General features: G+C 62.2%; 24 protein-coding genes. 11 read left to right on the forward strand and 13 right to left on the reverse strand.

The window, feature by feature from the left end; translation table 11 throughout:
- Positions 1-3: 3 nt before the first annotated feature.
- From PQU92_RS15015 to PQU92_RS15045, 7 genes are read right to left on the reverse strand one after another with little or no spacing between them, the layout of a single operon-like run.
- Positions 4-1,008 carry a Rieske 2Fe-2S domain-containing protein gene (locus tag PQU92_RS15015; protein ID WP_272749065.1) on the reverse strand — a complete coding sequence of 335 codons (1,005 nt, stop codon included), beginning with the start codon at positions 1,006-1,008 and terminating at the stop codon, positions 4-6.
- A complete protein-coding gene (locus PQU92_RS15020) occupies positions 1,005-1,979 on the reverse strand; it encodes a GNAT family N-acetyltransferase (RefSeq protein WP_272749066.1) in 975 nt (324 codons plus the stop codon). The genes PQU92_RS15015 and PQU92_RS15020 overlap by 4 nt, the downstream gene beginning before the upstream one ends.
- Complete coding sequence (locus PQU92_RS15025) at positions 1,966-3,084, reverse strand: ATP-grasp domain-containing protein (RefSeq protein ID WP_272749067.1); 1,119 nt, start codon at positions 3,082-3,084, stop codon at positions 1,966-1,968. Before PQU92_RS15025 ends, PQU92_RS15020 begins: the two co-directional genes overlap by 14 nt.
- Complete coding sequence (locus PQU92_RS15030) at positions 3,081-4,259, reverse strand: cell division protein FtsA (protein WP_272749068.1); 1,179 nt, start codon at positions 4,257-4,259, stop codon at positions 3,081-3,083. The genes PQU92_RS15025 and PQU92_RS15030 overlap by 4 nt, the downstream gene beginning before the upstream one ends.
- Positions 4,252-5,079: an MBL fold metallo-hydrolase gene (locus PQU92_RS15035; RefSeq protein ID WP_272749069.1), complete on the reverse strand. Its 828-nt coding sequence runs from the start codon at positions 5,077-5,079 to the stop codon at positions 4,252-4,254. The genes PQU92_RS15030 and PQU92_RS15035 overlap by 8 nt, the downstream gene beginning before the upstream one ends.
- Positions 5,076-6,050, reverse strand: a complete 975-nt coding sequence (locus tag PQU92_RS15040; RefSeq protein WP_272749070.1) for an NAD-dependent epimerase/dehydratase family protein — start codon at positions 6,048-6,050, stop codon at positions 5,076-5,078. Before PQU92_RS15040 ends, PQU92_RS15035 begins: the two co-directional genes overlap by 4 nt.
- Positions 6,047-7,045: a 3-oxoacyl-[acyl-carrier-protein] synthase III C-terminal domain-containing protein gene (locus PQU92_RS15045; RefSeq protein WP_272749071.1), complete on the reverse strand. Its 999-nt coding sequence runs from the start codon at positions 7,043-7,045 to the stop codon at positions 6,047-6,049. The genes PQU92_RS15040 and PQU92_RS15045 overlap by 4 nt, the downstream gene beginning before the upstream one ends.
- A 304-nt stretch (positions 7,046-7,349) precedes the next feature.
- On the opposite strand from PQU92_RS15045, the gene PQU92_RS15050 reads away from it, so the two are divergent.
- Entirely contained in the window at positions 7,350-9,338 is a 1,989-nt protein-coding gene (locus PQU92_RS15050; RefSeq protein WP_272749072.1) for a putative bifunctional diguanylate cyclase/phosphodiesterase, read from the forward strand.
- Between the two features lie 120 nt (positions 9,339-9,458).
- Positions 9,459-10,226: a response regulator gene (locus PQU92_RS15055; RefSeq protein WP_272749073.1), complete on the forward strand. Its 768-nt coding sequence runs from the start codon at positions 9,459-9,461 to the stop codon at positions 10,224-10,226.
- Positions 10,227-10,369: 143 nt separating this feature from the next.
- Here PQU92_RS15055 and PQU92_RS15060 read toward each other — a convergent pair whose 3' ends face one another.
- Positions 10,370-11,161 carry an IclR family transcriptional regulator gene (locus tag PQU92_RS15060; protein WP_272749074.1) on the reverse strand — a complete coding sequence of 264 codons (792 nt, stop codon included), beginning with the start codon at positions 11,159-11,161 and terminating at the stop codon, positions 10,370-10,372.
- 127 nt (positions 11,162-11,288) lie between these two features.
- Here PQU92_RS15060 and PQU92_RS15065 point away from each other — a divergent pair, with 127 nt between their 5' ends.
- From PQU92_RS15065 to PQU92_RS15090, 6 genes are all read left to right on the forward strand, one after another.
- Complete coding sequence (locus tag PQU92_RS15065; RefSeq protein WP_272749075.1) at positions 11,289-12,299, forward strand: zinc-binding alcohol dehydrogenase family protein; 1,011 nt, start codon at positions 11,289-11,291, stop codon at positions 12,297-12,299.
- Between the two features lie 114 nt (positions 12,300-12,413).
- Entirely contained in the window at positions 12,414-13,169 is a 756-nt protein-coding gene (locus tag PQU92_RS15070; protein ID WP_272749076.1) for an FCD domain-containing protein, read from the forward strand.
- Positions 13,166-14,347 (forward strand): mannonate dehydratase, encoded by a 1,182-nt coding sequence (gene uxuA, locus PQU92_RS15075; RefSeq protein WP_272749077.1) that lies wholly within the window; start codon positions 13,166-13,168, stop codon positions 14,345-14,347. Before PQU92_RS15070 ends, uxuA begins: the two co-directional genes overlap by 4 nt.
- A gap of 93 nt (positions 14,348-14,440) precedes the next feature.
- Positions 14,441-16,348, forward strand: coding sequence for a glycoside hydrolase family 2 protein (locus tag PQU92_RS15080; protein WP_272749078.1), 1,908 nt, complete (start codon positions 14,441-14,443; stop codon positions 16,346-16,348).
- Between the two features lie 161 nt (positions 16,349-16,509).
- Complete coding sequence (locus tag PQU92_RS15085) at positions 16,510-17,820, forward strand: MFS transporter (protein WP_272749079.1); 1,311 nt, start codon at positions 16,510-16,512, stop codon at positions 17,818-17,820.
- Positions 17,821-17,913: 93 nt separating this feature from the next.
- Positions 17,914-18,447 (forward strand): mismatch-specific DNA-glycosylase, encoded by a 534-nt coding sequence (locus PQU92_RS15090; RefSeq protein WP_272749080.1) that lies wholly within the window; start codon positions 17,914-17,916, stop codon positions 18,445-18,447.
- Here the strand turns inward: PQU92_RS15090 and PQU92_RS15095 are convergent.
- The 3 genes from PQU92_RS15095 to PQU92_RS15105 all read right to left on the reverse strand — a co-directional run bounded on the left by PQU92_RS15095 (position 18,428) and on the right by PQU92_RS15105 (position 21,011).
- Positions 18,428-18,976: a lipocalin family protein gene (locus tag PQU92_RS15095; protein WP_272749081.1), complete on the reverse strand. Its 549-nt coding sequence runs from the start codon at positions 18,974-18,976 to the stop codon at positions 18,428-18,430. The two genes, PQU92_RS15090 and PQU92_RS15095, sit on opposite strands and share 20 nt — an antisense overlap.
- Before the next feature lie 65 nt (positions 18,977-19,041).
- Entirely contained in the window at positions 19,042-19,938 is an 897-nt protein-coding gene (locus PQU92_RS15100; RefSeq protein ID WP_272749082.1) for a glucosamine inositolphosphorylceramide transferase family protein, read from the reverse strand.
- Positions 19,939-19,994: 56 nt separating this feature from the next.
- Positions 19,995-21,011 carry a glycosyltransferase gene (locus PQU92_RS15105; protein ID WP_272749083.1) on the reverse strand — a complete coding sequence of 339 codons (1,017 nt, stop codon included), beginning with the start codon at positions 21,009-21,011 and terminating at the stop codon, positions 19,995-19,997.
- A gap of 262 nt (positions 21,012-21,273) precedes the next feature.
- Between PQU92_RS15105 and PQU92_RS15110 the strand changes: the two genes are divergently transcribed.
- From PQU92_RS15110 to PQU92_RS15120, 3 genes are all read left to right on the forward strand, one after another.
- Positions 21,274-21,816: an RNA polymerase sigma factor gene (locus PQU92_RS15110; RefSeq protein ID WP_272749084.1), complete on the forward strand. Its 543-nt coding sequence runs from the start codon at positions 21,274-21,276 to the stop codon at positions 21,814-21,816.
- 94 nt (positions 21,817-21,910) lie between these two features.
- Positions 21,911-22,915, forward strand: a complete 1,005-nt coding sequence (locus tag PQU92_RS15115) for a FecR family protein (protein ID WP_272749085.1) — start codon at positions 21,911-21,913, stop codon at positions 22,913-22,915.
- Complete coding sequence (locus PQU92_RS15120; RefSeq protein WP_272749086.1) at positions 22,851-25,265, forward strand: TonB-dependent receptor; 2,415 nt, start codon at positions 22,851-22,853, stop codon at positions 25,263-25,265. The genes PQU92_RS15115 and PQU92_RS15120 overlap by 65 nt, the downstream gene beginning before the upstream one ends.
- On the opposite strand, the gene PQU92_RS15125 is transcribed toward PQU92_RS15120, so the two are convergent.
- Positions 25,262-26,113, reverse strand: a complete 852-nt coding sequence (locus tag PQU92_RS15125) for an alpha/beta fold hydrolase (RefSeq protein WP_272749087.1) — start codon at positions 26,111-26,113, stop codon at positions 25,262-25,264. The two genes, PQU92_RS15120 and PQU92_RS15125, sit on opposite strands and share 4 nt — an antisense overlap.
- Complete coding sequence (locus PQU92_RS15130) at positions 26,110-26,466, reverse strand: DUF1304 domain-containing protein (protein WP_272749088.1); 357 nt, start codon at positions 26,464-26,466, stop codon at positions 26,110-26,112. Before PQU92_RS15130 ends, PQU92_RS15125 begins: the two co-directional genes overlap by 4 nt.
- Positions 26,467-26,625: the final 159 nt, after the last annotated feature.

Raw genomic sequence — 26,625 nt, forward strand, 5'->3', positions numbered from 1 at the left:
TCTCTATAACCACATCTCGAACGGTCCCAGGGTTTCCGGCGTTAGTCGCTGTCCCTGATAAAGCGCCGTCAGTTTGTCGCCCAGACGGTCGGCGGGCCCTGCCTTGAAGCGCGGCCCGCCGAAGGTTTCGATATTGTCGCGCAGGTGTTTCAAGGCTTCTGCGTCCTGTTCAATGACCTTGAATAAGAACAAGCGGATCAGAACTTCGGTCAGCCACGCCGGGCCGCGTTTTTTCGGCGTCGAAAAGCGCGCGAAGGGCCGCATAACGCCCTCGGCCTCAGGCACGAACCAGATGGTGACACACAGGGTCAGTCCGGACGGGCTTTCCCAGCGCCCCTGAAAGGCCACCGGCGGATAGTAGCTGCCGGTCGAACGCGCGCGCGGCCCTTCGAGCGCCCGCGACATCCAGCCATGATCGGTGTCCTGCGCATAGACGGCCTCGAACCGGTCCTCGAAAACGTGCAGGGTCTGCTCGACGCGCTGCCGCCGCGATTTCACGCGGATATAGCCATCGTGGATGAAGTTGGTGTGGAAGGGATCGAGGACATTGTCCAGCGCATCGTAGACCCTCGCTGCCTGTGGCCGGATCGCCCACCAGAAATGGTGATGCTCCGCCGCATCGGGCATCGGCGGCAAGGCGGTTGTGAAATCGTCCGGCCCGCTTTGCAGACGCACGAAGATGACACCGAAGGCTTCGCGCGCATCAACCGTCTCGGCGCTCAGGCGGCGCGTGTCGGGATCGACGCACCCCGGTACGTCGCGGCAGGCGCCTTCGGCGTCGAAGGCCCAGCCGTGATAGGGGCAAACCAGCCGCCCGGCCTCGACCCGACCTTCCGACAGTGGATAGTTGCGATGCGGGCAACGGTCACGGAAGGCCACGATGCCCTCGGCGGTGCGCCACAGGACAACGGGATGCCCCGCCACCACGCGCTTGAGCGGCTTACGGCGCACCTGACGGCTGAGGGCGACCGGCAGCCACGAGGTCTCGATTCCAGCAGGCAGACTCATGCGGCACTCCTCAGGAGGTGGGGTTCGGCGCGACCCAGGACAAAGGCGAGCAGGCTATAGCCCGTCCGACGCCATAGCGGCAGGTGCGCATCGATGACGATCATATATTCGACATAGGGTTTCGCGCCGCGATGGGCCTTGAACCGCCCGGCCCCCGCCGACAAATTCAACGCCACCCCCTTCGCACAGGCGGCTTCGAAAGCCACGGTCATGATGCTGCGATAAAGGCCGTCGCCGGCCGGACGCGTCCGGTCGTAACCGACCATCGGCACGGTCAGCATATCGTCATTGCCATGCAGGGCGCAGACGGCGACAATGCCCGTTGCATCCGACAGGGTATGGATTTCCAGACAACCCTCCGCCAGAAGCGATTGTATATATTCGAGTTCATAGTCGGGATTGAACCGGCTATAGGCGTCGATATAGAGGCTGCGATAGAGGCTCAGACAGCGCGTCAGCATGACCTCAGGCAAACCGTTGCGATGGATGTCGTGCCGCAACCCGGATTGCGCCAACCGCACCCGGTCGCGCCGGGCATCGCGGCGGTCGCACCAGTCGCGCTTAGGGTCGCCGACGATCCACACCACGCGGAACGGCCAGCGTTTGTAAGCTTGCGCCAAGATGTCGCGATGCGAAAAGGCGTTGAGCGAACGGATCAGCACCGCCCGGTCCGCAAAACGCACCTCTTCGGCCAGAACCGCCGTCAGACGGTCTGGGGTGTATAGCGAGGTGCTCAATAATCTGTGGTCGGGATAGATGGCCTGGTCGATGCGAAAAAGTCGCCCCACCCTCTCGGCCAGATGGCTGATCATGACCGCCACCCACGCGGACGGCCCGTGCATCACTCGACCTATTTCCTCGCGCGCTACGGGGCCGATGGCCGTCGTCAGCGACGTCAGCCAGCAGCGGTTCGGCGCCTCCGGCACCGCCACCGCGCCATCGAACCGGACACGGGCATTACGCAGACCCATAGCGGCCTCCGTTATATTCGATGTCGGCGGTCATCCCGGCGGCCAGGCTCTGCCCTTGTCTCACGGCACGCCAGCCGTAACCGAGGGTGTCGCGCAAAGCCGCGATGCTCAGTCCGGCAAGGACATCCCGGCCCCGCGCCCGATCGTCCCGCCATGGCGTCAGACGCCCTTCGCGCAGGGCTTTCGGCAAGCCATAGAGCCACATGGCCGGGCCGACAAAGGCAGGCGTGCCGTCCGTTCGCAGGACCGGCCCAGCTCCCATAAACGCCGCTGCCAGCCCCGCCGGATCGTGGGCCAGCAGGTGCAGGCCGGACGTGGCGCGCGGGTTGCATTCCAGCAGCCACAACCGTCCGTCGGCGTCCTGCCGCAGGTCGCAGGCTACCTGCCCGGTGAGGCCCAGCCCTCCGATCAGGGTCCGGGCCACATCTTCGAGCCTTCCCGACAGGACCGGCTCGACCGGGTCGATATAGTAGCTGGCACCGCCGCGGGTTCGCCATCCCGACCGGTAGGCGCAAAAGGCCGAGACCTCCCCCGCGTGGGCCAGAGCATAGAAACTCAGGTCTTCGCCATCGATACAGGCCTGCATCAGCCAGGGATTGGCCGGGTCATGACGCAGCGATTCAAGGCGGGATACGGCCGGGCGGATCAGAACCTGCGTACCGAAGCGCGAAAACTCAGGCTTGAATACGGACCGAGCGGCGGCGTGGCGCGCCCCTTCATCCGTACCGGTCAGGCGGCGCGTGGCGGGCACAGCGATCCCCAGACCTCCGGCCAGTTCGAGAGCGTCGAACTTGGAATGCAGGGCGAGCAGCCGGTCAGGCTCAGGCGCAAAGAGCGGCAGGTCCAGAGCCGACCAATGGAAAATTTCCTCGCACAGACAGATGATTACATCCATCTTTTCGCCAATTTTCAAAGCCTCTGTCCGGAACCGCGATGCGGCGAAGACCGGCGAGGCATGCGTCTGGAACGCCTGCACCGGCAATCGGTCGACAATCGCGCTGCGGTGAACATCGGCGGCGTGGACCTCGTGCCCCTGTCCGCTCAGGGCGCGGATCAGGTCGACCGCCACGGGGGCGCGGACACCGGTGACCAGAATTCGGCTCATGACATCCACCGAACATGCCGCCGCTTGGGGTAGCCCTGAGCCGGGTCCCACGCCGTTCGCTGCACGGGCTGTCCGAACCTTGCCAAGGCCGCCGCCACGGCGCTGGCGTCATCATCATGGGCGCAGGCAAAGACGATACCGTTCGGCCTGCCGGTCGCCGTCCAGCCTTGATCGGACGGTAAACCGGGCGATACCCGTGCCTCGACCTCGCCCGGAAAAACGGTCTGCGCGCCCCAGCGCCAGATATCCTGAACCCGCCCTTCGACGGGCCTGACGGCACGCAGGGCCGAACCGCAGGCACAGACGGTGTCCTGAAGGATATCGTCCAGCCGCAGGCGAATGACGGCCTGCGACCGGCGGCGCAGATCGGTGACGACGGGGCGAAACCGCCCCTGATCACCCAGCGGCTCGGTCTCGACGATCAGGCTGTCCTCATTGAGATGCAGGGTGCCCAACCGGCACGGCGCGCCGAGAAAGCCTTCCGTCGCCTGATAGATCGGATCGGGCCGGACACCCAGCCGAGCGGCGATGCCGTCGCGTTCGACGACGTTCAGCGTCTCCGCGCCATAAAAGACCCGGCGCAGCGACGGCAGGGTGCGCAACTTCAGCAGAACTTGCGGCGGCGCGATAAGGATTTCGGGGTCGAAGGCCTCTATTTCGTCCGCGTCGCCGTTCAGCGGAAAAAAGCGCAGGTCGAACCGTTTCGACCGGTAGAGGTCGTTCGGCGCACGCAGGCACAGGGCGACCCTCCGATAGCGCATCAGTTCGATCGGCGTCAGCAGCTTGCCCAGCAACTGCCCCATATAGGCGGCGCGCTCGACCGGTGTGGTCACGAACAGGCCCCGCGTGCCACCGGACGTGCCGGTCGAAAATCCGGCCCGCAGGCCCGGCGACTGGGCGACGCCGGTTTCCGCCGCGGTGGCCAGAGCCTCGGCCTCGGTGTAGGTGACCCCCGACGCAAAGGCGTCGAACCTTGTGCGAAATGCGGCAATGTCCGTGACCTGAAAATCGGTCAGGGCGTCACCCGTAACCTCGGCATAGGCCGGCACCGCCCGCAGTTCCACGCGTTTTCGCTGCCACAGCCGCGCCTGATGACGCGCGATCGTGGCGCGCGACCAGCGGCGGCTGATCAGGGCCGTCGTATAGGCCGACAGAAAAGCCCCCGCCTCAGCCATGCCTCACCCACTTCCCCGCTGTACGCGCGCAATGCGACGGAATGATCTCCACCCGCCCGCGCTTCGATAGCGCGTTGAGCGCCGTCAGCGTCGCACGATAAGTCGCCGTATGCCCCAGCAGGCCCGTGGTCAGGGCAGGCGGCGGCACATTGTCTTCGACGGCGTCCAGCGACCACGCGGCATCCCCGATAAAGAACAGCCGTGCTTGGGGCACCCACAATCCCCAATGTCCCTTACAATGCCCGGGCAGTTCGACCGCGATCAGACTGCCGTCACCGCAGAGATCAACGCCGTGCGTGAACGGCGCCAAATCGTCACCCAAAGCCTCAGGCGGCAGAACCTCGAAAAAGGTGGCGCGCCGATCTATATCCTCCGGCACGAGCGCACCGAGCAGGCCCTGCCGGACGCGCGTGAACCGACTGCCCCGTCGGGTGGCCTCCAGACCCGCCCGGGCGCAAAAAATCCGGGCCTGCGTAAATCGCGTCAGCCCCGCGACGTGGTCGCCGTGGAAATGCGAGACGACGACCGCCGCGATATCGTCCGGCGCGTAACCGTAGGTTTTCAGTTGATCTTCAAGCGGTTGTTCGGGCAGGCTCACGGGCGTGGCCAACCGGTAGAGCCGTTCGGGAAAGGGTTCGGTCGCCGTAAAAAAGCGTCGGTCATAGCCGGTATCGAACAGGATCGGCCCCCAACTTTCATGCACGATCAGGCCCACCAGCGCCGGGAAATCGACCGGACACAAATGGCCGCCGCGACGGCTCATGATTTCCGGGTGTCGACAGGCCCCGACCTGCAAAATGTGGACCGCCGTCACGCTCATGAGGCCGCCTCGATGGCGCTTTGGAAGGCGTCATATGCCGGTTTGAACCCTAGCCGCTCGCGCGCCACGCTCAGGTCGAACATCTGCGAAAAGGCCAGGGTCGTCAGACCATAGACGGTCAGCGGCGGTTCCGGCTGACCGGGGAGCCGGCGGCAGACGGCTTCCATACCCGCAACTGCCAGACGTAACGGCCCGTAGGGTACGGGGACAAATTTGACCGGCAAATTGAGAGCCTGTGCAAATCGCTCGACCATCTCCCTGACCGGCAAGGCATGACCGCCAGAAATATTAACCGCTTCGCCATTCAACAGGGGCGCGCGTTGTTCGGCCAGCACCAGCGCCTGCGCCACATCACGCACATCGGTCAGTTCCATCAGGGCCTGGCCGCCTCGCAGAAGCGGAAACCGGCCCCTGCGCATCAGGCGCAGGACGCGCGGCAGCAGCACCGTATCGTCGGGGCCGACAATGGCACGGGGACGGATCGACACGCAGGCCATATCGGCGTTGGCCGCATTGAGCACCCGCCGCTCGGCCTCGATCTTGGTGGCGGCATAGGCGTTGAGAGGGCGCGGCGTGACCGGATCGCTTTCCCGGAGGCCGATCTGGTCTGCGGCACGCGCATAAACCGAAGGTGAGGAAACGAATACAAATCTCTGACATTTTTCAGCTTTTGCCGCGATTAACAACGCCTCGGTCGCCGCCACATTGATCGCGTGAAAGGCCGCTTTCGCGCCCCATGGGCTCGACAGAGCCGCCGCGTGGATCACGCTGTCCATGCCGTCGACCAACGCCTGAGCCGCCCCCGGCGTACACAGATCGGTGGCGACGAATTCCACGCCCGGCCCTTCGAGGCGCGCACCGCGCGTCACGTCGCGCCCCGTCGCCCGCACGCGATAGCCTTGTCGGCGCAAGACCTCGACGACCGCCAGCCCCAGCCCGCCCGTCGCCCCTGTGACCAGCACCCGCCTCACAGACGCAACACCATGGCGCCGATGCTCACCCCCGCCGAGGTGCCGAGCAGCAGCGCGGTCGATCCGGGCGTCAGGCGGCCCTCGACCTGCGCCGCGTACAACGCCGACGGCAAGGAGGCGGCGATCTGGTTGCCATGGTCGGCAAAGATATCGACCACGCGTTCGGGGCGCACCTTCACCAGATGACGGATATATTCGAGGCCCGGCTGACTGGCCTGATGGCAGACGATCGTGTCGATCGCGTCGAGCGTCAACCCGGCCTGAGCCATCACCTTATCGAGCACCACCGGCACATGCCGCCCTGCCGCCTTGAACACGGCGAACGGGTCCATCTGAAACAGCGCCGCCGCGCGCAGGGCCTCGATGCCATCCTCGATGCGCACCTTCGTGCCGCCCGCCCGCAGCACCGCCGTATCCTTGCCCGTGCTGAACGTGGCAAACACTGAACCGAGGACGGCGGGGCCTTCCGATGACGCCTCCACACAAACCGCTGCGGCCCCGTCACCGAAAATGGCCGAGATTTCCGGACGACTGTAATCAAGCCCCGCCGAGGCGATGTCGCTGGCAAAGATGACCGCCCGACGACAGCGACCGGCGGCGATGTAGAGGCTGACCGTATCCAGTGCCTGAAGGAAGGACAGGCAGGTCATATTGATATCGAAAGCCACAATGCCGGATCGGGCCAGACCCAGCCGGTCCTGCACCAGCGGCGCCGTCCCGGGGATGGGCTGCTCCATTACACCGCACGCCCCGACCAGCAGATCGAACGCGCCGTCGGACCACCCGGCCTGCTTCAGAGCCTCACGACAGGCTTCCGCGGCCATGAACGAAGTCGTCTCATCGCGGGCGGCGATACCACGCGACCCTATGCCGAAGCGGGCCTCGGTCCAGCCCCCGGCTTCGCCGAAGCGGGCATCGAGCGCCGTGGACGGTTGGGAAACGCGCGGGCGATACCGGCCCAGCCCCGCCAATCTCACGCCAATAGGAAATGTCATTCAAACGGCCCTACAGTCGACCGGAACGCATGACGTGTTTTCACGCGGATCATGCGCGTTCCCCGGTCTTAGACTGTCCCCGCCTTTGATATAGAAGGCCATGATAGGCCTGTCCATCGCAACGCAACGGAAACGTTCTCACGTTTATGTGCGATAGATTCTCACAATTAAGTGGATGGTTACCTTATCCTGCTACCGTATCCGGTATCATATTAGCGGCGAGCGATATGCCGAAAAGTGCCAAGACGCTTTTTGGAGTTTTCGGCAGCAATATCGTGACAAACTCATCGAGGTAGCGATCTATATGGCATCGGCAACACACGACACGCACTTGCTGACGGCGCAAATCCGCGCCGACCAGCTCGCGACCGTGCGGCGCAGCGTCAAGATTTCGATCCCGATCAATATCGTCCTGTCGCTGATCATAATGACGGTGACGGTCTATTACGGCCACGCCCAGTCCGGCGTCCTGTGGTTCGCCACCGCCCTGCTCATCAACATGGTGCGCGTGGCCCTATGCCAGGCGCCCTTCCCCGGTACGGCGGCCAAAGGGGCTTTTGCCGGCATGGCAAAACTGTCGGTCGACCGGCACCTGTTCATCGCTTCTCTGGCCGCGCTGACATCGGGTTCGGTCTGGGCGCTGATGCCAGCCCTGTGCGAAGGCTATACGTCGGCGCAGTCCGGCTTCTATCTGGTCGTCATCTGCGGCATCACGGCGGGGGCCGTCGTCCACGGCAATGCATACGCCATTATCCCCATATGTTTTATCGTGCCGCCGCTGATGTCGATGGCCGGATGCCTGTTCTATGCGGGCGGCTTCGACCGCATCGGTCTGGCCTGTGCGACCCTGCTCTATCTGGGGGCGCTGATCCGCTCGGCGCTGGAAAGCGAGGTCATGTTCCGTTACGGCAGCCAGCGCAAGAACGAAGCGACGACGCTGGCCGGCTCCCTGAAACAGGCCCATGCCCGCACGACCGAGGTCGCCGAGGAAATGCGTCATCGCGCTGTTCACGATGCCCTGACCGGTCTTCTAAACCGCAGCGGTTTCGCCGCCGAAGTCGAACGCCGGGTATTGGACAACGCTCAGCCCCTGTGCCTGATGATCCTCGATCTGGACGGTTTCAAATCGGTCAATGACGTCTTCGGTCACCGCGCCGGAGACGATGTTCTGGTCGAAGTCGCCCGCCGCCTGAAAACGATCGCCCGCGACGGCTTTACCATTGCCCGTCTGGGCGGCGACGAATTCGCGGTCCTCTTCGATGCCGATGCCGCCCCTGCCGATGAGATCGCCGGCCGGATCATAACCGCCATAGGCCAGCCGTTCGACGGCTTCGACGCCGGTCGCGTCGGCGTCAGCATCGGCATCCATCACCCCCGCGACCGCGTCAGCTTCTCCGAAATGATGGTCTGCGCCGACACCGCGCTCTATGCGGCCAAGAACGGCGGTCGCAACCGCTTCCACCACTTCGATGCGACGCTCAGCGACCGGCTGGATATGAAGCGCGACATCGAGCGCGACCTGCCCCGCGCCCTAACCGAGCATCAGTTGCACATGTGGTATCAGCCGATCTTTTCGAACGGCGGCCGCACCTTCAGCCACTTCGAAGCCCTGCTGCGCTGGGAACACGACAAGCACGGCTGGGTGTCACCGGTCGATATCGTCGAAAACGCCGCTGTTCTGGGCCTGTCGGAACCGCTGCTCAAATATATTCTGGCCGAGGCCTGCGCCATGACCGCGCGCCTCAAAGCCTCGGGCCTCGATAAATCGTGGATCGCCGTCAATATCTCGCCGCGTGAAATGTCGCGCCTGCCGGTCGAGACCATGGTCTTCGAGGCCCTGAAACAGGCGGGCGTGTCCCCCTCGATGATCGAGATCGAGATCACCGAAGAAACCGCCATGGACATGCGCGCCGTCGAAGGCAAGCTGGCCGTGCTGGCCGAAGGCGGCATCCGCCTCGCCATCGACGATTTCGGTGTCGGTTATTCGTCCCTGTCGTCGCTGCGCCATCTGCGCGTCGACCGCCTGAAAATCGACAAGTCCTTCGTCATCGGCCTGACCGACTCGACCTCGGCGCAGGTCATGGTGCAGGCCATCGTCAATCTGGGGCACTCGCTCGGCATGGAGGTCGTTGCCGAAGGGGTCGAAAATGCCGAGACTCAGGCCCTGCTGCAACGCTTCGGGTGCCGCAATATGCAGGGCTATCATCTGGGCCGCCCGATGAGCAAAGACGCCGCTATTGAATGGGCCACGAAAAAACCGACCGACATCCTGCCCGCCGGTCAGGTCGCCTGATCCGAATAGTTGGGGAAGTAATCCGTCCACCTCACCAATAATTAAGGATAACAGTGTATCAGGGATGTCGATCGCTTCCGAAAGGGGTTCGGAAGCCACCAGCAAGAAAGCGGGTACGGCGTGGCTGAAGGTTTGGCGTTGATCATCGAAGACAGCATGACTCAGGCGAATATCGTGGGGCGTATGCTTCAGGACGAAGACTGGGATTTTGTCGTCGCCCGCTCGCTGGCCGAATGCCACGAAGTGCTGATGCACCAGCGCCCGAACCTGATCTTCGTCGATGTGTTTCTGGGCGAAGAAAACGGCCTCGATCACCTGACCCAGATCCGCGAACGCGCGCTCGACGCGACCATCGCCGTCATGACCGCGGGCAGCCGTCAGGAATCGATCGACGAAACGCTGAAACTGGCGCGTAACTCCAAAGTCGATTTCGTGCTGCGCAAGCCGTTCTCGCGGCCGCAACTGCGCGCCATCGTCGAGTCGGCTCAGGCCGATGCCGCCGAAGGTCGCCGCCGCAAGCACGCCCTCGTCATCGACGACAGCCATACGGTCGCCACCCTTACCGCGCAGATCCTGACCGACAACGGCTACCGCGTTTCGATCGCCCATTCGATGGAAGAGGCGCTCGACAATACCGATATCGCTCACGTCGACCTGATCGTCACCGATGTCTTCATGCCGGGCATGGGCGGTTTGCAAGGCATCCGCGTCATCAAATCGACCTGGGACAATGTCCGCATTCTGGCCATGTCGGCGGGCCTCGCCTCGCGCGTCAGTTCTGACCGCGCGACGTCGGCCGCCGTCGCTGCCGGGGCCGATGCCGAGATCCAGAAGCCGTTCAAGCCGGTCGAACTGATCAACACCGCCATCCATCTGATGGCGTCCTGATTTAGAGCGCGTCCCGATCTGATTGGATCGGGACGCGCTCTAAAATTTTTGTTTTATAGCGCATTTGATTCCGAAACGAAGTTCGGCGAAGCCAAAACCGTTACACACTTTTCGGAAACGTAGTTCGGCGCAGCCAATGCGCTCTATTTCACGGGCGCGCCCAGACCCTGCGATATCCGGGCGGCGTAGGTCTTCAGAACCTCAAGCGCCGCCTTGCGCGTCACCTGCTGCGATCCGTCGATCAACTCAAGGAACGGCACCGTCAGAGTTCCGACCGCGTAGCCGTCCAGGCCGATAATCGGACAGGCCATGTCAGTTACCCCGCGCGTGCGGATGCTGGGCATCATCTCATAGCCCTGCGCCCGCACCTTTTCGATACGCGCGCGCTCCTCGTCCGGCAGGGCCGGGTTCTGCGCCAGGACGCGCGCGGCGGTGGACGGCTCTGAAAAAGCCATCAGGACGTGGCCGGAACAGGTGCGCACCGCATCGATGGTCACGCCGCGCTTGACGACAAAAGCCGTCGGCCCCGGACTTTCCTGACGCATGATGACAAGGCCTTTGGCGCCGTTCAGCACGACCACATGGCACGACTGCTGAATGGCGTGGGCCAGTTCCAGCATCAGGGGCGCCGCGACCAGCGACAGTTCGTGCGTCGGCAAGGCGCGGAACACCGTCTCCAGCACCTTGTGCGTCACCGTGTAACGGTCGGTGTCGGGATTCTTCGCCAGCCAGCCCCGCCGCTCCATGACGATGATGATGCGGAAAATCTCGCTCATCGAATTGAACCCCAGCCGGGCCGCTATTTCCGACAGAGTCAGGCCGTCCGGCGCCGTCGCCAGCAGCTCGATGACATTGAACCCTTTTTCCAGCGCCGGAGCGGAATAGGTGTTTTGGGATTTGGGTTGCGCGTCGTCGCGGGTCGAAGATCTGGCCATGTCCAGATACCTAAACCCTCTGACGCAGAATGCAAGATTCGCCCCCTGTGACCCGGGGTGGGAATTCCTCTTGTTTATTTTCTTATGCGGCATTAATAACCAAATATAAAATAAAAGAGGTTGCGCCATGAAGGCTGTTATCTGTGAAAAACCTTATGCGCTGGAGATTACGGAGCGGCCCTTGCCCGTTCGGGCGTCCGGCGATGTCATGATCCGCATCGATCGGATCGGCCTGTGCGGCACCGACTATCATATATTCGCTGGCAATCAGCCCTTCCTCGCCTATCCCCGCGTCATGGGTCACGAACTGTCAGGCCACGTGGCCGAGGCCGATGCTGATTCGCCGCTGACAGTCGGCGCACGCGTGACCATCAATCCGTACCTGCCGTGCGGCACCTGCATCGCCTGCCGCAAGGCCAGGCCCAATTGCTGCGTCAATATCAGGGTGCTGGGCGTCCATATCGACGGCGGCATGACCGAATTCGTCTGCGTTCCCGAAGCCGCCGTCATCCCGGTCGAAGGCCTGACGCCCGATCAGGCGGCGATGGTCGAGTTTCTGTCGATCGGCGCCCATGCCGTGCGGCGCGGCGCGACCGGTCCTTCCGACCGCGCTCTGGTCGTCGGTGCCGGGCCCATCGGCGTCGGCGTCGCTCTGTTCGCGGCCATGGCCGGGGCCGAGGTCACCCTGATCGACACCAGCGCCGCGCGTCTCGACTATGCCCGCGACTTTGTCGGCATACCGCATACGGCGGTCGTCAGCGACGACCTGGACGCCTATCTTAAACGCCGCACGGACGGCGACTATTTCGACATCGTCTTCGACTGCACCGGCAGCGCCAGAGCTATCGAAAAAGGCTTTTCTTACGTCGCGCACGGTGGCCGCTACGTGCTGGTCAGCGTCGTCAAGGATACGCTCAGCTTTGCCGACCCCGAATTCCACAAGCGCGAAATGCAGCTGATCGGCAGCCGCAACGCCACGGCCGAGGATTTCCGTCACGTCATCGATTCGATCCGTTCCGGCGCGATCCCGACAGACGTGCTGAAAACGCAGGGTTTTCCCATGCTGGACCTGCCAGATCGCATTGGCGATCTGATCGCCGATCAGGGCAAGGTTCTCAAGGCGATCGTCACGCTTTGACCACCCGAATATATTGATCAACCAATTTAAGCCACGGGGTTAAATTGGTTGATATATCCCGGCAAAGTCTTTATGGTGCGACAAACCTCCCGTTTGTACCCTTAAGGATGCCGTATGGCTACGGAAGATCGCGACCGTCGCTTCTATCAGGTGATCGGCGAAAGCCTGTCCGAACGCATCCGTGCGGGCGAGTTCAGTCTGGGCGGCCGCCTGCCGCCGGAACGCGAACTGGCCGAAGCCTATAATGTCGGACGCACCGTCATCCGCGACGCGCTGGTAATGCTTGAGGTCAAGGGGCTGGTCGAAATCCGTCAGGGCTCGGGCATCTACGTCACCCGGCGCGCCTATGAGGCGGTGGCCCCCGAAGACGTGACCATCGAAATGCGCCCGCCCGCCGGACCGTTCGAACTGTTACAGGCCCGGCAATGGCTGGAAAGCCATATGGCTCGTCTGGCGGCGCTCAACGCCACCGAAGCCGATCTGGCCGCCATCCGCGAGGCCTGCGAGGATCATCGCACCGCCGCCTGGGGCGAAGCCAAGGAAAGCATGGATATCCGCTTCCATATGGCCATCGCCCGCGCGGCACAGAATTCGGAACTGACGGCGCTGGTCGCCCAATTGTGGCACCGGCGCGACCACAACCCGATGTGGCGCTCGCTGCACGGTCGCATCCGGGACACGACCTATCGCCAACGCTGGGTGCGCGACCACGAAGCCATCGTCGCCGCGCTTACCCGGCGCGACCCCGAGGCGGCCTATGTCGCCATGTGGTCGCATATCGAAAACGTCAAGAACTTCCTCATGAACGCGGCGGACGTCGAAGACGACGCCACGCCCGTGCCGCTCGAACGAAAGGATCAGGCCTCGTGACCACCCTCCCCTATCTTATGGAACAGACCATGCGCTGGTTCGGGCCCAAGGACCCGGTCAGCCTCCGCGACATCCGTCAGGCGGGCTGCGAAGGCGTGGTCTCGGCCCTGCACCACATCCCGAACGGCGAGGTGTGGACGGTAGAGGAAATCCTGATCCGCAAGACCGAGATCGAAAACGCCGGCATGACCTGGAGTGTGGTCGAAAGCCTGCCGATCGACGAGCGCATCAAGACGCAAGGCGCGGGCTTTGAAACCTGCATCGAAAACTACATGACGTCCCTGCGCAATCTGGCGGCCTGCGGCGTTTATGTAGTGACCTACAATTTCATGCCGCTGCTCGACTGGACGCGGACGAATCTCAGCTTCGCCATGCCCGACGGCGCCAAGGCCCTCAAGTTCGAACTGGATGCCGTCGCCGCTTTCGACATCTATATGCTGAAGCGTCCCGGCGCGGAAGCCGACTACAGCGCCGATATCCTCGCCGCGGCCAAGGCCCGCTTCGACGCCATGGACGACGACGCGAAAACCCTGCTGGAGCGCAATATCATCAAGGGCCTGCCCGGCTCCGAAGAAAGCTTCACCGCCGCCGATTTCCTCAAGGCCATTCAGGGCTATGCCGGCATCGACCACGCGCGCCTGAAAAACCATCTGGTGCATTTCCTGAGCGAAATCTGCCCGGTGGCCGACGAACTGGGCATCAAGATGGTCATCCACCCCGACGACCCGCCCTACACCATGTTCGGTCTGCCGCGCGTCGTCTCGACCGAAGCCGACATGGCCGACCTGTTCGCACGCGTACCGAATATCTCGAACGGTCTGTGCTTCTGCGCCGGTTCGTTCAGCATCCGCGCGGACAACGATCTGGTCGCGATGATCAAACGCTTCGGCGAGCGCATCCACTTCACGCACCTGCGCAACACGCGCCGCGAAGACAATGGTGACTTCTTCGAATCGGCGCACCTCGACGGCTCGATCGACATGTTCGAGGTCGTCAGCGCTCTGCGCGAAGTCTCGGTGACCTATAAGAAGCGCATCCCGATGCGCCCGGACCACGGCCATCAGATGCTGGATGACCTGAACAAAACGACCAATCCCGGCTATTCCGCCATCGGCCGCCTGCGCGGTCTGGCCGAATTGCGCGGCCTGGAACTGGGCGTCGCCCGTTCGCAGGGATAAGCTGCCCATGGCGGAGAGGCCACCCTCTCCGCCATAATGAAAACAGCGGCCCGATTAAAGCCCGATTGAAGCCCGCTACAGGGGGGGACATCCATGACCACGACATCCCGGCGCACGGCGCTGCGCCTCGGCACGGCCTTTACGGCGCTTCTGGGTCTGGGCGGCACGGCGGCGGCTCAGGAGCCCCCTTTGCTTCCGGTATCGCCCGTAACCGCGCTGCGGCCCGATATCCTGATGACCGGGGCTATCAACCGTGACGGCGTCGATCTGTCGGGCGACTGGACCTATTCCAAGGATCTTTATCAGACCGGCAAGACCGATATCCTCGGTTGGGCCGCCGCGCCGCGCGCCCAGCGTTTCCGCGACGTGAACGTCGAAGCGGAAGAAGGCAAAAACAAATATACCTTCTTCGAATACGACATGGACCGCGGCCCGCACATGACCCTGCCCGGTGCCTGGAACGCTGCCGAGCCGGAACTGCGCTATTATGACGGTCTGATCTGGTTCCAGCGGTTTTTCGAGTCGGGGCCGCTGAACGGGCAGCGCGCCTTCCTGCGCTTCGAGGCGGTCAACTACCTGACCGAGGTCTATGTCAACGGGCAAAAGGTGGGCAGTCACGAAGGCGGCTTCACCCCCTTTACCTTCGAGGTGACCAAGGTTCTGCGCGAAGGTAAAAATCAGATCACGCTCGGTGTCGATTCCACCCATGGCGAGCACACTGTGCCGCCCAAGGTCACCGACTGGGATATCTACGGCGGCGTGACACGACCGATCCGCCTGATCCGCACACCGGCGACCTATATCGACGATTTCTATATTCGCTATACCGAAGCGGGCCGCATCCTTGCCACCGTACAGCTCAACGGCCCCGATGCCGCCGGAAAGCCGGTCGTCCTGACCATCGCGGCGCTGAAGCTCAAGGCCACAGCCACGACCGACATCAGCGGACAGGCGCAGTTCGACCTCAAGGCGCCTAAGGCGCTGAAACTATGGACCCCGGACGCTCCCACACTGTACGAGGCAGGCCTCACGGCGGGCGAAGACACCCTGACCGACCGGATGGGTTTCCGCACCATCGCGGTGAAGGGGATGCAAGTCCTGCTGAACGGTCAGCCGGTCTTCCTGCGCGGCATATGCCTGCATGAGGAAGAGTTCGGCAGCAATCCAGCCCGCCGGATCATGACCGAGACCGCCCGCGCCTTGCTTACCGAGGTTAAGACGGGCCTGAACGGCAACTTCGTGCGCCTGTCGCACTATCCGCATTCGGAGGTCACCACCCGTCTGTGCGACGAAATGGGCCTGTTGGTGTGGAGCGAAATCCCGGTCTACTGGGCGGTCGGTTTCGGTGACGCGAAGACCTTCGACGTTGCGCGGCGCATGATGACCGAAAACGTCCTGCGCGACCGCAACCGCGCCTCGATTATCATCTGGAGCGTCGGCAACGAGACGCCATCGACCCCGGCGCGCAACCACTTCATGGGCACGCTGGCCGACGACGCCCGCGCTATGGACCCGTCGCGCCTGATCTCGGCCGCGCTTCTGGTGCACAAGAAAAAGGTCGACGGCGTACTGGAGGCGACCATCGACGATCCGCTGGTGGCGAAACTCGATATCATGTCGGCCAATACCTATACGGCGTGGTACGGCAACGACCGGCTTGAGGACGTGCCGCCACAGCGCTGGAAAGCGCCTGTGTCAAAACCGTTGATTTTCTCCGAATTCGGTGCCGATGCGTTGGCGGGATATCACCCGGACGACCGTCGCAAATATTCCGAAGAATTTCAGGCCGATTTTTATCGCGCGACGCTCGCCAATGCCGATACCGTCCCCTTCCTCGCCGGACTGTCGCCCTGGATACTCAAGGACTTCCAGACGCCCCGACGCGAGCACCCGGTCTATCAGAAGGGCTGGAACCGCAAGGGGCTGTTATCGGAAACCGGAGTCCGCAAACAGGCCTTTGCCGTACTGAGCGACTATTACCGCGCAAAGGCGGGTAAGTGAGCCACCATGCAATGACCGACTTGCCAAAGGTTGTAAAAGCAGCCATTACAAAACGCGAAACCGGTGTCATTACGCATATTGCGGACATCGACAAAAGACGACCTGCCTAAGGCGGGCATGCACACGACATACTGGGAACAACCAAAAAGGGAGACCGCGTCATGAACGCACCCGCCTTCGACGGGACCGTCAGCCCCCGGATGAGCAAATATAGATGGGTGATCTGCGCCCTGTTGTTCATCGCCATCGGGATCAACTATATCGACCGCCAGATGATCGGCATCCTGAAGAGCACGCTTCAGGCGGACCTGCAATGGACCGAAATCGAATACGCCCAGATCGTCTTCTGGTTCCAGTGCTTCTATGCCGTCGGCTTTCTGACCTTTGGTCGTGTGATCGATAAGGTCGGGGTGCGCATCGGCTATGCGGTGGCCTTCACCATCTGGACCATCGCCTCGATCGGCCACGGCCTGATCCACACGGTGACGCAGTTCGCCATCGCCCGCTCGGTGCTGGGCTTCGGCGAGTCGGGCAGCTTCCCGTCGTCGCTGAAAGCCGTGTCGGAATGGTTCCCGCAAAAGGAACGCGCTCAGGCTGTTGGTATCTTCAATGCCGGTACGGCCATGGGGCCGATCATCACGCCGCTGCTGGTGCCTGCCATCACGCTGGCCTGGGGCTGGCGCGCCGCTTTCATCTCCATCGGCATCGTCACGGCCGTCTGGCTGATTGCGTGGCTGGCCATGTACCGCCGCCCGGAACAGCATCCGAAGGTCAATGCCGAAGAACTGGCCTATATCCGCTCCAGTGACGCCGCCGTCAGCGCCGCGCCCGCAGCCAATATTTCGTGGTTCAAGCTGCTGACGTTCAAGGAAACCTGGGCCTATGCGCTGGGCAAGTTCCTGACCGACCCGATCTGGTGGCTGTACCTGTTCTGGCTGCCGGACTTCCTCGGTAAGGCCTATGGTCTTGACCTGAAATCCTTCGGTCCGCCGCTGGTTGCCATCTATATCCTCGCCGATATCGGTTCGGTCATGGGCGGCTGGTCGTCGTCGGCCCAGATGAAAAGCGGCCGTTCGGCCAATGCCTCGCGCAAGACCACCATGCTGATCTGCGCCTTCCTCGTCACGCCGATCGTCGCCGCGCAGTTCGTCGATAACCTGTGGGCCGCCGTCGGCATTATCGGTCTGGCCGCCGCTTCGCACCAGGCGTGGTCGGCCAACCTGATGACCCTGCCGTCGGACCTGTTCCCGAAACAGGCCGTGGCCTCGGTCATCGGCATCGGCGGCACCGCGGGTGCCATCGGTGGCATGCTGATGACGACCTATAACGGCTATATTCTTGAGCTGTTCAAGTCCTATCAGCCGATCTTCATCGTCGCCGGCTCGGCCTATCTGGTCGCCATCGTCGTGATCCACAGCCTGACGCCGAAACTGGCGCGGGTGGCGGAAGAGCGTATTCTGAAGTCGCACTAAACGACGCAGAGACGACAAAAAAGCGCGGCAGGTTTTCCTGTCGCGCTTTTTTTTGCGTCTTGAATCCCCACCCGTCACCCCAATATCGAACCTATGTCCCTGCCCGAAAAATATGGCGTCTTGCCCGACACGCACCTTGTGCCCGACCTACTGACCCCCGGCTTGAAGGTCGTCTTTTGCGGTACGGCGCTGGGGCGCGTCTTGGCGGAAAAGCGCGCCTATTATGCGCATCCCGGCAACTTTTTTTGGCGGACGTTACACGCCATCGGCCTGACGCCGGAGCGGGTGACACCGACCGACTATGCGCGATTGCTCGACTACGGCATCGGCCTGACCGACCTGTGCAAGGCCCATTACGGCAACGATAGAGAACTGTCGTCGGAGGCATGGGACGCCGAGGCCCTGCGTATGAAGATATTACACTATCAGCCGGAAATCCTTGCCTTTACGTCCAAGACGGCGGCCAGCGCCTGTCTGGGCAAATCCACCAGTCAGATCGCCCTCGGATGTCAATCGGAGACGATCGGCTTGACGCGCCTGTATGTCCTGCCCTCTCCGTCCGGTCAGGCTCGTACCTTCTGGGATCAGGCCGTTTGGCAGACGCTCGCTAATGCCGCGTTGGTCTGATAAGACTGCGGTCGTAGCCTAGTTCCGCGGCGCGCGTTTCCAGCTTCACCCACACCTCCGGTGACGGATTGGCCGTGCGGCTCAGTATCCACAGATAACGGCCCGAAGGCTCGCCCACGATCGACCAGCTATAATCGTCGGCACGATCCAGCACCCAGTAATTGCCAATATAGAATGGTCCGGCAAACGACACTTTCAGCTTTGCATTGCCGCTGCCCGCAACCACCTTGGCCTTGCCTTCCGAGGTCGTTTTTTCTGCCGTGATCGAGCCCTTGCGGCAGGTATTGACGACCCTGATCTGGCCATCCGGCAGAGCGCTATATTCGGCCCGCACGCCTTCGCAGTCCTTTTCGAAGGCGTTCTCGTAGCGCGCTACCTCATACCACAGCCCCGAATAGGCCGTGAGATCGACCGGTTTCGACGGCTGCGGGACGTTGTGATTGCCGACCGGCCCGCCGGGTATCGCCGCACAGGCGGTGACGGCAGCAGCTAACAAAATCAGAGGCAAAAAGGCGCGTTGCGGTTTCATCGACATATCCCAGCTGAACAGATTTCAAGATTCTGAAACCGCCGGTAAATATTCAATGTGACGGTCTATCCCGGTTTATTCATGCCCAGCGCCTTGCGCAGCTTGAATTGCAGCTTGATGAACGGTTCCGCCGCCGATTTATGGATTTGTTTGACGTCGATGAAGGTCACGCTGTCACGCCCTGAAAGGGTGTGAAACCCTTCCCTATAACCTTCCAGTAAACCCTCCGCCGTCAGACGACCCACCTCGGTCGCCGAAAAGGTTTCCGGCGTCAGGGTATCGACGCGCAGCAGATTGATCGCCGCGCCATAGGTGCCGACGCAATCCTGCATGGGCAAGTGCAAGGCACCGTCCTTGACGAACGGATCGCCGCCGGGGCGCGAGGTTTCAAAACCGGTCCGCACCGGATTGGCCGCGTGTGACGTCCACGGCCCCATCAGGTCGTCGGCATGAGCTATATACAGTTCCCGCATCGCCTTGCCCTCGGCGCCCGGCAAGGCGTAGAACATCCACCATTGGCCGTCGTGTTTGACGACCGTGGCGTCGATGGCGGGGATATCGAGCAGCGTCTTGACCGGCGCCCAGCGATCCGGAAAGCGCGTACAGCGATAGAGCGTCAGCACCCCGCTCTTGTGTGCTTCGGGCAGCATGTAAAGCTCGCCACCGTCCTCGATCAGATAGGGATAGGACAGGTGGAACGGCGTCACCAGAGCCTCGCCCCGCCCGATCAGATTGCGCTCCGCATCATACTGATAATAATGGATTTCACCGCGTTTGACGCGATAGTCATAGGCTTCGGCAAAGATCGTCAGCACATCGTCGCGGCGCAGGCCGAACGGATCGGCGATAAAGCGGAACGATCCCATGAGCGGCAGCCAAACGATCTCGTCGGCCTTTGGCGCATCGGTGGATACATCCTCGATAGAGCGGTCAATAAAGCCAACATGCCACAGATCGATCACGCGTCGCTCCTTAATATCTGAGCTTGGTGTGCGGTGACCGCAGTCCTATGTCAAGCTTAGGCGAGCGCCTCGATGGTCTGACGCAGACGACGGCGACCGGCGTCGAAGCCGAAAGCGTCGATGGCGTAGCTTTGGGCCACACGGGCCTGAGACTGCCACGAGGTCCAGTTGGCGAAGACCGAACCGACGGCGGCGGCCAGCGCCGACGCGTCTTCGTTCGCGAACAGGTGGCCGAACTGACCGGCCTTGAGCACCTCACGCGGGCCTTCGGTATCCGATGCCACGACCGGCACGCCCGCCGCCATGGCCTCAATCACGACCAGGCCGAAGGATTCCTGACGCGACGGCACGACGAACAGGTCGACACCGGCGAGGAACGCCATCGGATCGGCCCAGCCGCAGAATTCGACGCAGTCGTCGAGGTTCAGGCTGAAGGCCAGCGCCTTAAGCGCCGGCAGTTCCGGGCCTTCGCCCGCGATTTTCAGGACGAACCGCTGCCCCGACGCGCGCAGCTGCGCCGCCGCCTTGAGCAGAACATCGAACCCCTTGATGGCGTGCAGACGGCCCATGGCGCCGATCACCGGGCACGGATTCGGCGCATTCTTCACCGGCAGGGCGCGCAGGTGCGAGAAATTGGCCATGTCGAACACACGCAGTTCCGGAAACTTGGCTTGCGCGCCTTCGCGCACCTTGTCGCTGACGCACAGGGCGGCAGAGACGTCCTTCAGATGCGGCTTGAACGACGGCGTATGCAGGACCTGCACCGTACGGCGGCGCGTGCCGATGAACGGCATCATGCACAGGCGACCGGCGCGGTTGCCGTGGGCAATGACCAGATCGGGTTTAAAATCAGACGTATAGCCCGCAAGCTGCATGGCCGCGATCGGATCATGGATGAACCGCGTGTGCAGCGGCTTGAACCCGCGTCCAGTGGTCATATCTGACAGCATACCGCCGGGTGCGCCGACGCTGAGGACGTCGAACCCTTCGGCGGTCAAGGCCTCATGGTAGTGCTGGGCCATCAGCCCGTCACCGCCCTTGACCTTGGTCAGCATGATATTCAGAAGACGCATCGCACTATTTCCCGGTACGCATACTGGAGATGGAAAAGGGGCTGGAGGCTCCGACGTTTTCGACCGCTCCCCGCAGAGCTGACGATCCGCCTTCCGGAGGAGCCTCCTATTGCGATGACACCGCCGATGGCAGCGACCCTCATCGAAATCATAAATTTTCTATATTTTTTTCAAGGGTGCGTTTCCAAATTACACGCTACACGCTTAAGCCCTTGCAGAGTAAAGGAAAACGCCGCTATAGATTCGCGTCAGAGGGAGCGTGATGCCTGAGAACCGCCTGCTGACGGAGACCTATTTCGCCAAACGCGACGTGCTGCTGCGCTTTCTGACGCGGCTGTGCGGCGACGAGGCGTCGGCGGAAGACGTTCTGCAAGATCTCTATATCAAGGCGTCGGGCGCGCGCATCGACGGCGAAATTCAGGAGCCCCTGGCCTTCCTGTTCCGTATGGCCAACAATCTGTACCTCAACCGTCTGCGCGCGGCCTCAAGCCACCGGGCGCGCGACACGGCGTGGCACGATCTCAATCCGCAGACGGCCCTCGAAGGCTCGGGCATCGATGGGACCGGTGCCGACGCCAGCCCGGACGCGGAGGCCGTCGTCGCCGCCCGGCAGGAACTGCGGGCGGTCATGAAGGCGCTGGAGGCCCTGCCCCCCCGCACTCAGGACATATTCCGCCTGCACAAGATCGATGGTCTCAGCCAGACCGAAGTAGCGCGGCGGCTGGATATTTCGATCAGTTCAGTCGAAAAACATCTCAGCGGGGCTCTGAAACACCTGCTGGCCCTCAACCGAAGTCGGCATTAATACGGTAAGCGATACAAAAATGTACGGTAACGCGAAATAGTTTTACGGGTAACCGTCGGCAACGGTGTCAATGGTTCAGAGAGGCAGGTTCAGCATGTCGTTTGACGACATAGACATCGAAGGCGAAGCGGCGGACTGGGTGATCCGGTCGCAATCGGGCGCGATCAGCGAATCCGAAATCGTCGCCCTGACGGACTGGATGGACCGCTCCCCGCGCCATGCCGAGGCTTATCGGCGTGTGTCATTGCTTTGGTCAGGCCTCAATTCCTCCCCGGATGGCGTGACCGAGCCCGCCGCCGAACCGGTGCCTATGCCCCGGCCAGAATATGGATTTCAGCACCCCCTTCTGAAACCCGCCTATATGGCCGCGTTCGGCGGCGGCGTCGCGACCCTTATGGCGGCCGTTCTCGCGTTCAATGCCGGTGTGTTCGCGCCCGTTACCGTTTATGAAACGCCGAAGGGCGAACGCGAAGAGGTCGTGCTGGCCGACGGGACGCACCTGACGCTCAATACCGACACGCGGATTTCCGTTAAGCTCACCGACCGGCAACGTCACGTGACGCTGGAAAAGGGCGAGATCGCCGTCAATGTCGTGCATGATGAAGCGCACCCCTTCGTCATCAGGACCGGTAAGGTGACCCTCACCGATATCGGCACCGAATTCAACGTATCGCGTCTTGACGGCGAGGTGCGTGTCGCCGTGCGCGAAGGCGAGGTCGAACTGGCGTCGTCCGCTACTCCGGCCAAACGACTGTTGCCCGGCGACTACGGCGTGCACACCGAAGCCACAGGACGTAACGTCTTTACACGGACGGACCCTCAGGAGGCCTTTGCGTGGACGACGGCCCATGCTATCTATCGTGATCAGCCGCTGTCCGTGGTCGTCAAGGACCTGAATCGCTATTTCCACAAGCCGATCATCGTCGATGACGCCGCCGGACAGTTGAGGTTGAGCACCATCATGACCCTCGATTCGCAGGACGCGGTTGCCGGGCGTTTAACAGAGTTCCTGCCGGTCAAAGTCCGCACGACGCATGAAGCCCTCTATATCAGCCGCCGCAGTTCTGCTGGGCCTGCTTCTGGCGGGAACGGCGTCTGACGCCCGTGCGGCTGAAAAAAAGACGGATAAACCCCACGATATAAGGCTCGATGCCCGCGCCTTGCCTCAGGCCCTGACGGCGCTGGTCATGCAGACCGGTATTTCGATCGGCGGACTCGATCCGGCGCAGTGCAACGCCCGACCTCGCGCCGTTTCGGGCACGCTCACCGCCCATCAGGCCCTGAAAAAGCTGCTCGACGGCAGTTCATGCGATGTGCAGCGCATTGACGCCCTGACCTATAAACTGGTCGCCCGCCTCAGGCCGGCCTCTGCCCCTAAACCAAAACCGGCCCCCAGACCGATATCGGTGGCGACCAGCGCCAACGACGACATCACCATGGTCGTGGTCCGTCATCCCTCGCGTCAGCTCAGTACGCCCGCCGGAGTCAGCATCGTCGCGCCACCGCTTTTGTCCGGCAACGACACCGACCTGTCGCTGATCGCGCCACATGTATCGGGCATGACCGTCACTAATCTGGGGCCCGGCCGCGACAAGATCTTTCTGCGCGGCATTTCCGACAGCGTGATGACCGGACGGACACAATCGACCGTCGGGCTTTATCTCGACGACACGCCGATCACCTATAATGCGCCGGACCCCGATCTGCTGCTGGTCGATATGGCTCGCATCGAGGTTCTGAAAGGGCCGCAGGGTAACCTCTACGGTCAGGGCGCCCTGTCCGGCGTCGTGCGGCTGGTGACCAACAAGCCCAGGCTGGCGCAATTCGAGGGCGAGATCGGTGTGGCCGCAGGTATGGCCAAGGATTCCCGCCCGTCGTGGCGCGAAACGGTTATGCTCAATGTCCCCCTGCCCGGCGATACGGCGGCGGTGCGCGCCGTGCTCTATGATGAAAAATCGGCCGGTTTCATCAAGGACGAGGCCCTGACGCGCAACGCCACCAACGACACCCGGCGGTCCGGTGGACGGCTGGCGCTCAAATGGGAGATCCGGCCCGACCTGACACTGGATGCCGCGGCGACCGTGCAGGACCTGCGCTCCTCCAACAGCCAGTACGTCGTCGGGCGGCGAGGTCCCTATCGTCGCGCCCTGTCGCTGGCCGAACCGCACGACAATATCTTCCAGAATCTGGCCCTCAGCCTGACGAAAGCACAAACCAGTGGCACCTGGCGACTGTCGGTCAACCGCCTGAGCCATGAGATTCACACTGGCTATGATGCCCAGCCGGTGGGGCGCTACGTGGCCATCGCTAATTCAGGCATTCTGTACTACGAAGAAGATCAGACGATCCGACTGACCAATATCGAGGCCAGCTTTGTGTCGCCGCCGGATCGTCCCCTGCGCTGGCTGGTCGGGGCCTTTGCCGCCCGAAGCGACGAGACCTTCACGCCGCACCTGATCGATGTCTATACCAATATCACGCTGTACGACGAAGTCCGTGAGGATATCGTCGATGATGCCGCCATTTTCAGCAAGCTGACCTGGGATTTCGCCCCCAAATGGTCGATATCGGCCGGTCTGCGCGCCCAGCGTTCGCGCCATCGTACCGACAGCCGCATCAGCAATGTCCGGCTGGTCGACTATCTTCCCAACGGTCGGATCACCGGCGATATCTCAGCCTCTCCGGTCTCGCACGAACTGATGCTCAGCTATCAGCCCCATGAACGTCTGCTGATCTACGGCCTGTCGTCGGATGGTTTCCGCACCGGCGGCTTTAACACGACGACCCTGACAACGACCGTTGTGCCGACGATCTATTCCGGTGATAAACTTCAGAGCCTCGAAGCGGGCTTCAAGTACAAGAGCCCCGCGGGCCGTGTCCGGCTCGATATGGCCGTGTTTCACATCGACTGGCACGATATCCAGAGCGACCAGTTACGGGCGACCGGCCTGCCAAGAACCCTCAATCTGGGGGATGGAAAAAATACGGGGCTTGAAATCGAAGCCGGTTGGCGCGTCCTGCCCGACCTGAACCTGCAATTTCGCGGGCAGTTCAACGACCCGAAACTCGATAGCGTCAATCCGCTTTATCCGACGATCACCAAGGGCGGCATGCCCTATATCTCGAAGTCGAGCACCAGCCTGAGCGCGCAATGGAGCCACTCCCTGTTCGGGCATCCGCTGGACCATACCGCCACGCTTTATCACCGCAGCAGTTCGCCGCTCAACTATGGTGTGACAGCGCCCGTTACCATGCGCGGCTATACCAATCTCGATCTCGCCTCGACCCTGGAATTCAACCGTTACAGTATGGCGCTACGCGTCACCAACGCCCTGGCCAACAAGAGCAACAGCTTCGCCTACGGCAATCCGTTCGCGCTCGATACGGCCGCCCAGACGACACCGTTGCGGCCGCGCACCCTGTGGCTCTCGGTCAACCGGCGTTTTTAAGGTTTAGTCAGGAAAGCGTCGATGGCCGTGACGGCCTCGGGCTCATCCAGCATGGGCGCATGTCCGCGGTTGGCAATCGTGACGGCGGTGAAATTCGGATGCGCGTCGCTCATCCGTTGCAGGGTTTCCGCCGACAACAGGTCCGAGCGACCGCCGCGAATGGCCAGAATCGGAATGGCGGACAATTTTCCCCACAGGTCCCACAGTTCGGGCGGCGCGACGGCCTCGGACCCCGGCGCCATACCTTCGGCGATGGCGGGATCGTAGGCCGGGACCGGTACGCCGTCGATTTCGGTAAACGTCCGCCGGGCAAAGGCCATCCAGTCGTCCGCGCCATAGTCGGGAAAGGCCTCGGCATTGATGGTTTGCGTCGCCGCCGCAGCCTCCAGCCAACTCGTGATCGGCTTGCCCTTGCCGACATAGCCCCGAATGCGCGCCAGCCCTTCTGGGGACAGTTTCGGTCCGACGTCGTTGAGGACGATCGCCTTGATCCGTTGCGGTACCCAACCAGCCATCAGCATGGCGATCAGCCCGCCCATGGAGGTGCCGATGATCGTCACCTGCGGCAGGTTCAGGTGATCGAGCAGCGCCACCATATCCTGCGCATAGACGAGCAGATTATAGCGCGCTTTTTCACTGTCCCAGTTCGACCGCCCCCGGCCGCGCTGATCGGCGACGATGACACGATGTTCCGTGCTCAGATGCGCCGCCAGCCACTGGAAATCGGCGCTGTTGCGCGTCAGGCCATGCAAACACAGGACCGGATCGCCGCCAGACGGGTTATAATCGCGGGCATACAGCGTCAGGGCCTTGTCGGCGCTGAGGTAAAAGACGTCCTTATAGCTCATCGCAAATGCACCAGAATGAGCGCCACAAAGGCCGGCAGGGCCTGAACGTACAGGATCGAGCGCTTGACCGTAAAGCCACCGTAGAGGCCGGCTATGATGACACAGGTGAGAAAGAAGACCTTGATATAGAGACCGTAAAACGGATCGAACAGCCCCCAGATCAGGCCCGCCGCCAGAAACCCGTTATAGAGTCCCTGATTGGCGGCCAGCTTCGCCGACTCGGCGGCAAAACTTTCACTGAGACCGAACACGCGGCGGCCCAACGGCCTGCGCCATAAAAACATTTCGAGGATCAAAAACCCGATATGCTGAAGCGCGACGAAGGCGATGACGATACTGGCGATGGTCTGCATGACCGGCTCCCTGTTTTGTTCAAGACTAAACCCCGACTTTCGCCTGTCAAGCACGCTAAAAATTGAGACGATAAATAAAATATCGGGACGACGGGTTTTTCCCTTACGCGCGTGAGATTGATCTGATAGCTTGAAATCAATAAAGGCGTGCCGCCATGG

Source organism: Asticcacaulis aquaticus (genome assembly GCF_028550415.1).
Lineage (GTDB): Bacteria > Pseudomonadota > Alphaproteobacteria > Caulobacterales > Caulobacteraceae > Asticcacaulis > Asticcacaulis aquaticus.

Bases quoted from the DNA above. Each gene is read 5' to 3' on its own strand.
- PQU92_RS15015 (WP_272749065.1), bottom strand. From the start codon at position 1,008: ATGAGTCTGCCTGCTGGAATCGAGACCTCGTGGCTGCCGGTCGCCCTC.
- PQU92_RS15020 (WP_272749066.1), bottom strand. From the start codon at position 1,979: ATGGGTCTGCGTAATGCCCGTGTCCGGTTCGATGGCGCGGTGGCGGTG.
- PQU92_RS15025 (WP_272749067.1), bottom strand. From the start codon at position 3,084: ATGAGCCGAATTCTGGTCACCGGTGTCCGCGCCCCCGTGGCGGTCGAC.
- PQU92_RS15030 (WP_272749068.1), bottom strand. From the start codon at position 4,259: ATGGCTGAGGCGGGGGCTTTTCTGTCGGCCTATACGACGGCCCTGATC.
- PQU92_RS15035 (WP_272749069.1), bottom strand. From the start codon at position 5,079: ATGAGCGTGACGGCGGTCCACATTTTGCAGGTCGGGGCCTGTCGACAC.
- PQU92_RS15045 (WP_272749071.1), bottom strand. From the start codon at position 7,045: ATGACATTTCCTATTGGCGTGAGATTGGCGGGGCTGGGCCGGTATCGC.
- PQU92_RS15050 (WP_272749072.1), top strand. From the start codon at position 7,350: ATGGCATCGGCAACACACGACACGCACTTGCTGACGGCGCAAATCCGC.
- PQU92_RS15060 (WP_272749074.1), bottom strand. From the start codon at position 11,161: ATGGCCAGATCTTCGACCCGCGACGACGCGCAACCCAAATCCCAAAAC.
- PQU92_RS15065 (WP_272749075.1), top strand. From the start codon at position 11,289: ATGAAGGCTGTTATCTGTGAAAAACCTTATGCGCTGGAGATTACGGAG.
- PQU92_RS15070 (WP_272749076.1), top strand. From the start codon at position 12,414: ATGGCTACGGAAGATCGCGACCGTCGCTTCTATCAGGTGATCGGCGAA.
- PQU92_RS15080 (WP_272749078.1), top strand. From the start codon at position 14,441: ATGACCACGACATCCCGGCGCACGGCGCTGCGCCTCGGCACGGCCTTT.
- PQU92_RS15085 (WP_272749079.1), top strand. From the start codon at position 16,510: ATGAACGCACCCGCCTTCGACGGGACCGTCAGCCCCCGGATGAGCAAA.
- PQU92_RS15090 (WP_272749080.1), top strand. From the start codon at position 17,914: ATGTCCCTGCCCGAAAAATATGGCGTCTTGCCCGACACGCACCTTGTG.
- PQU92_RS15095 (WP_272749081.1), bottom strand. From the start codon at position 18,976: ATGAAACCGCAACGCGCCTTTTTGCCTCTGATTTTGTTAGCTGCTGCC.
- PQU92_RS15105 (WP_272749083.1), bottom strand. From the start codon at position 21,011: ATGCGTCTTCTGAATATCATGCTGACCAAGGTCAAGGGCGGTGACGGG.
- PQU92_RS15110 (WP_272749084.1), top strand. From the start codon at position 21,274: ATGCCTGAGAACCGCCTGCTGACGGAGACCTATTTCGCCAAACGCGAC.
- PQU92_RS15115 (WP_272749085.1), top strand. From the start codon at position 21,911: ATGTCGTTTGACGACATAGACATCGAAGGCGAAGCGGCGGACTGGGTG.
- PQU92_RS15120 (WP_272749086.1), top strand. From the start codon at position 22,851: ATGAAGCCCTCTATATCAGCCGCCGCAGTTCTGCTGGGCCTGCTTCTG.
- PQU92_RS15125 (WP_272749087.1), bottom strand. From the start codon at position 26,113: ATGAGCTATAAGGACGTCTTTTACCTCAGCGCCGACAAGGCCCTGACG.
- PQU92_RS15130 (WP_272749088.1), bottom strand. From the start codon at position 26,466: ATGCAGACCATCGCCAGTATCGTCATCGCCTTCGTCGCGCTTCAGCAT.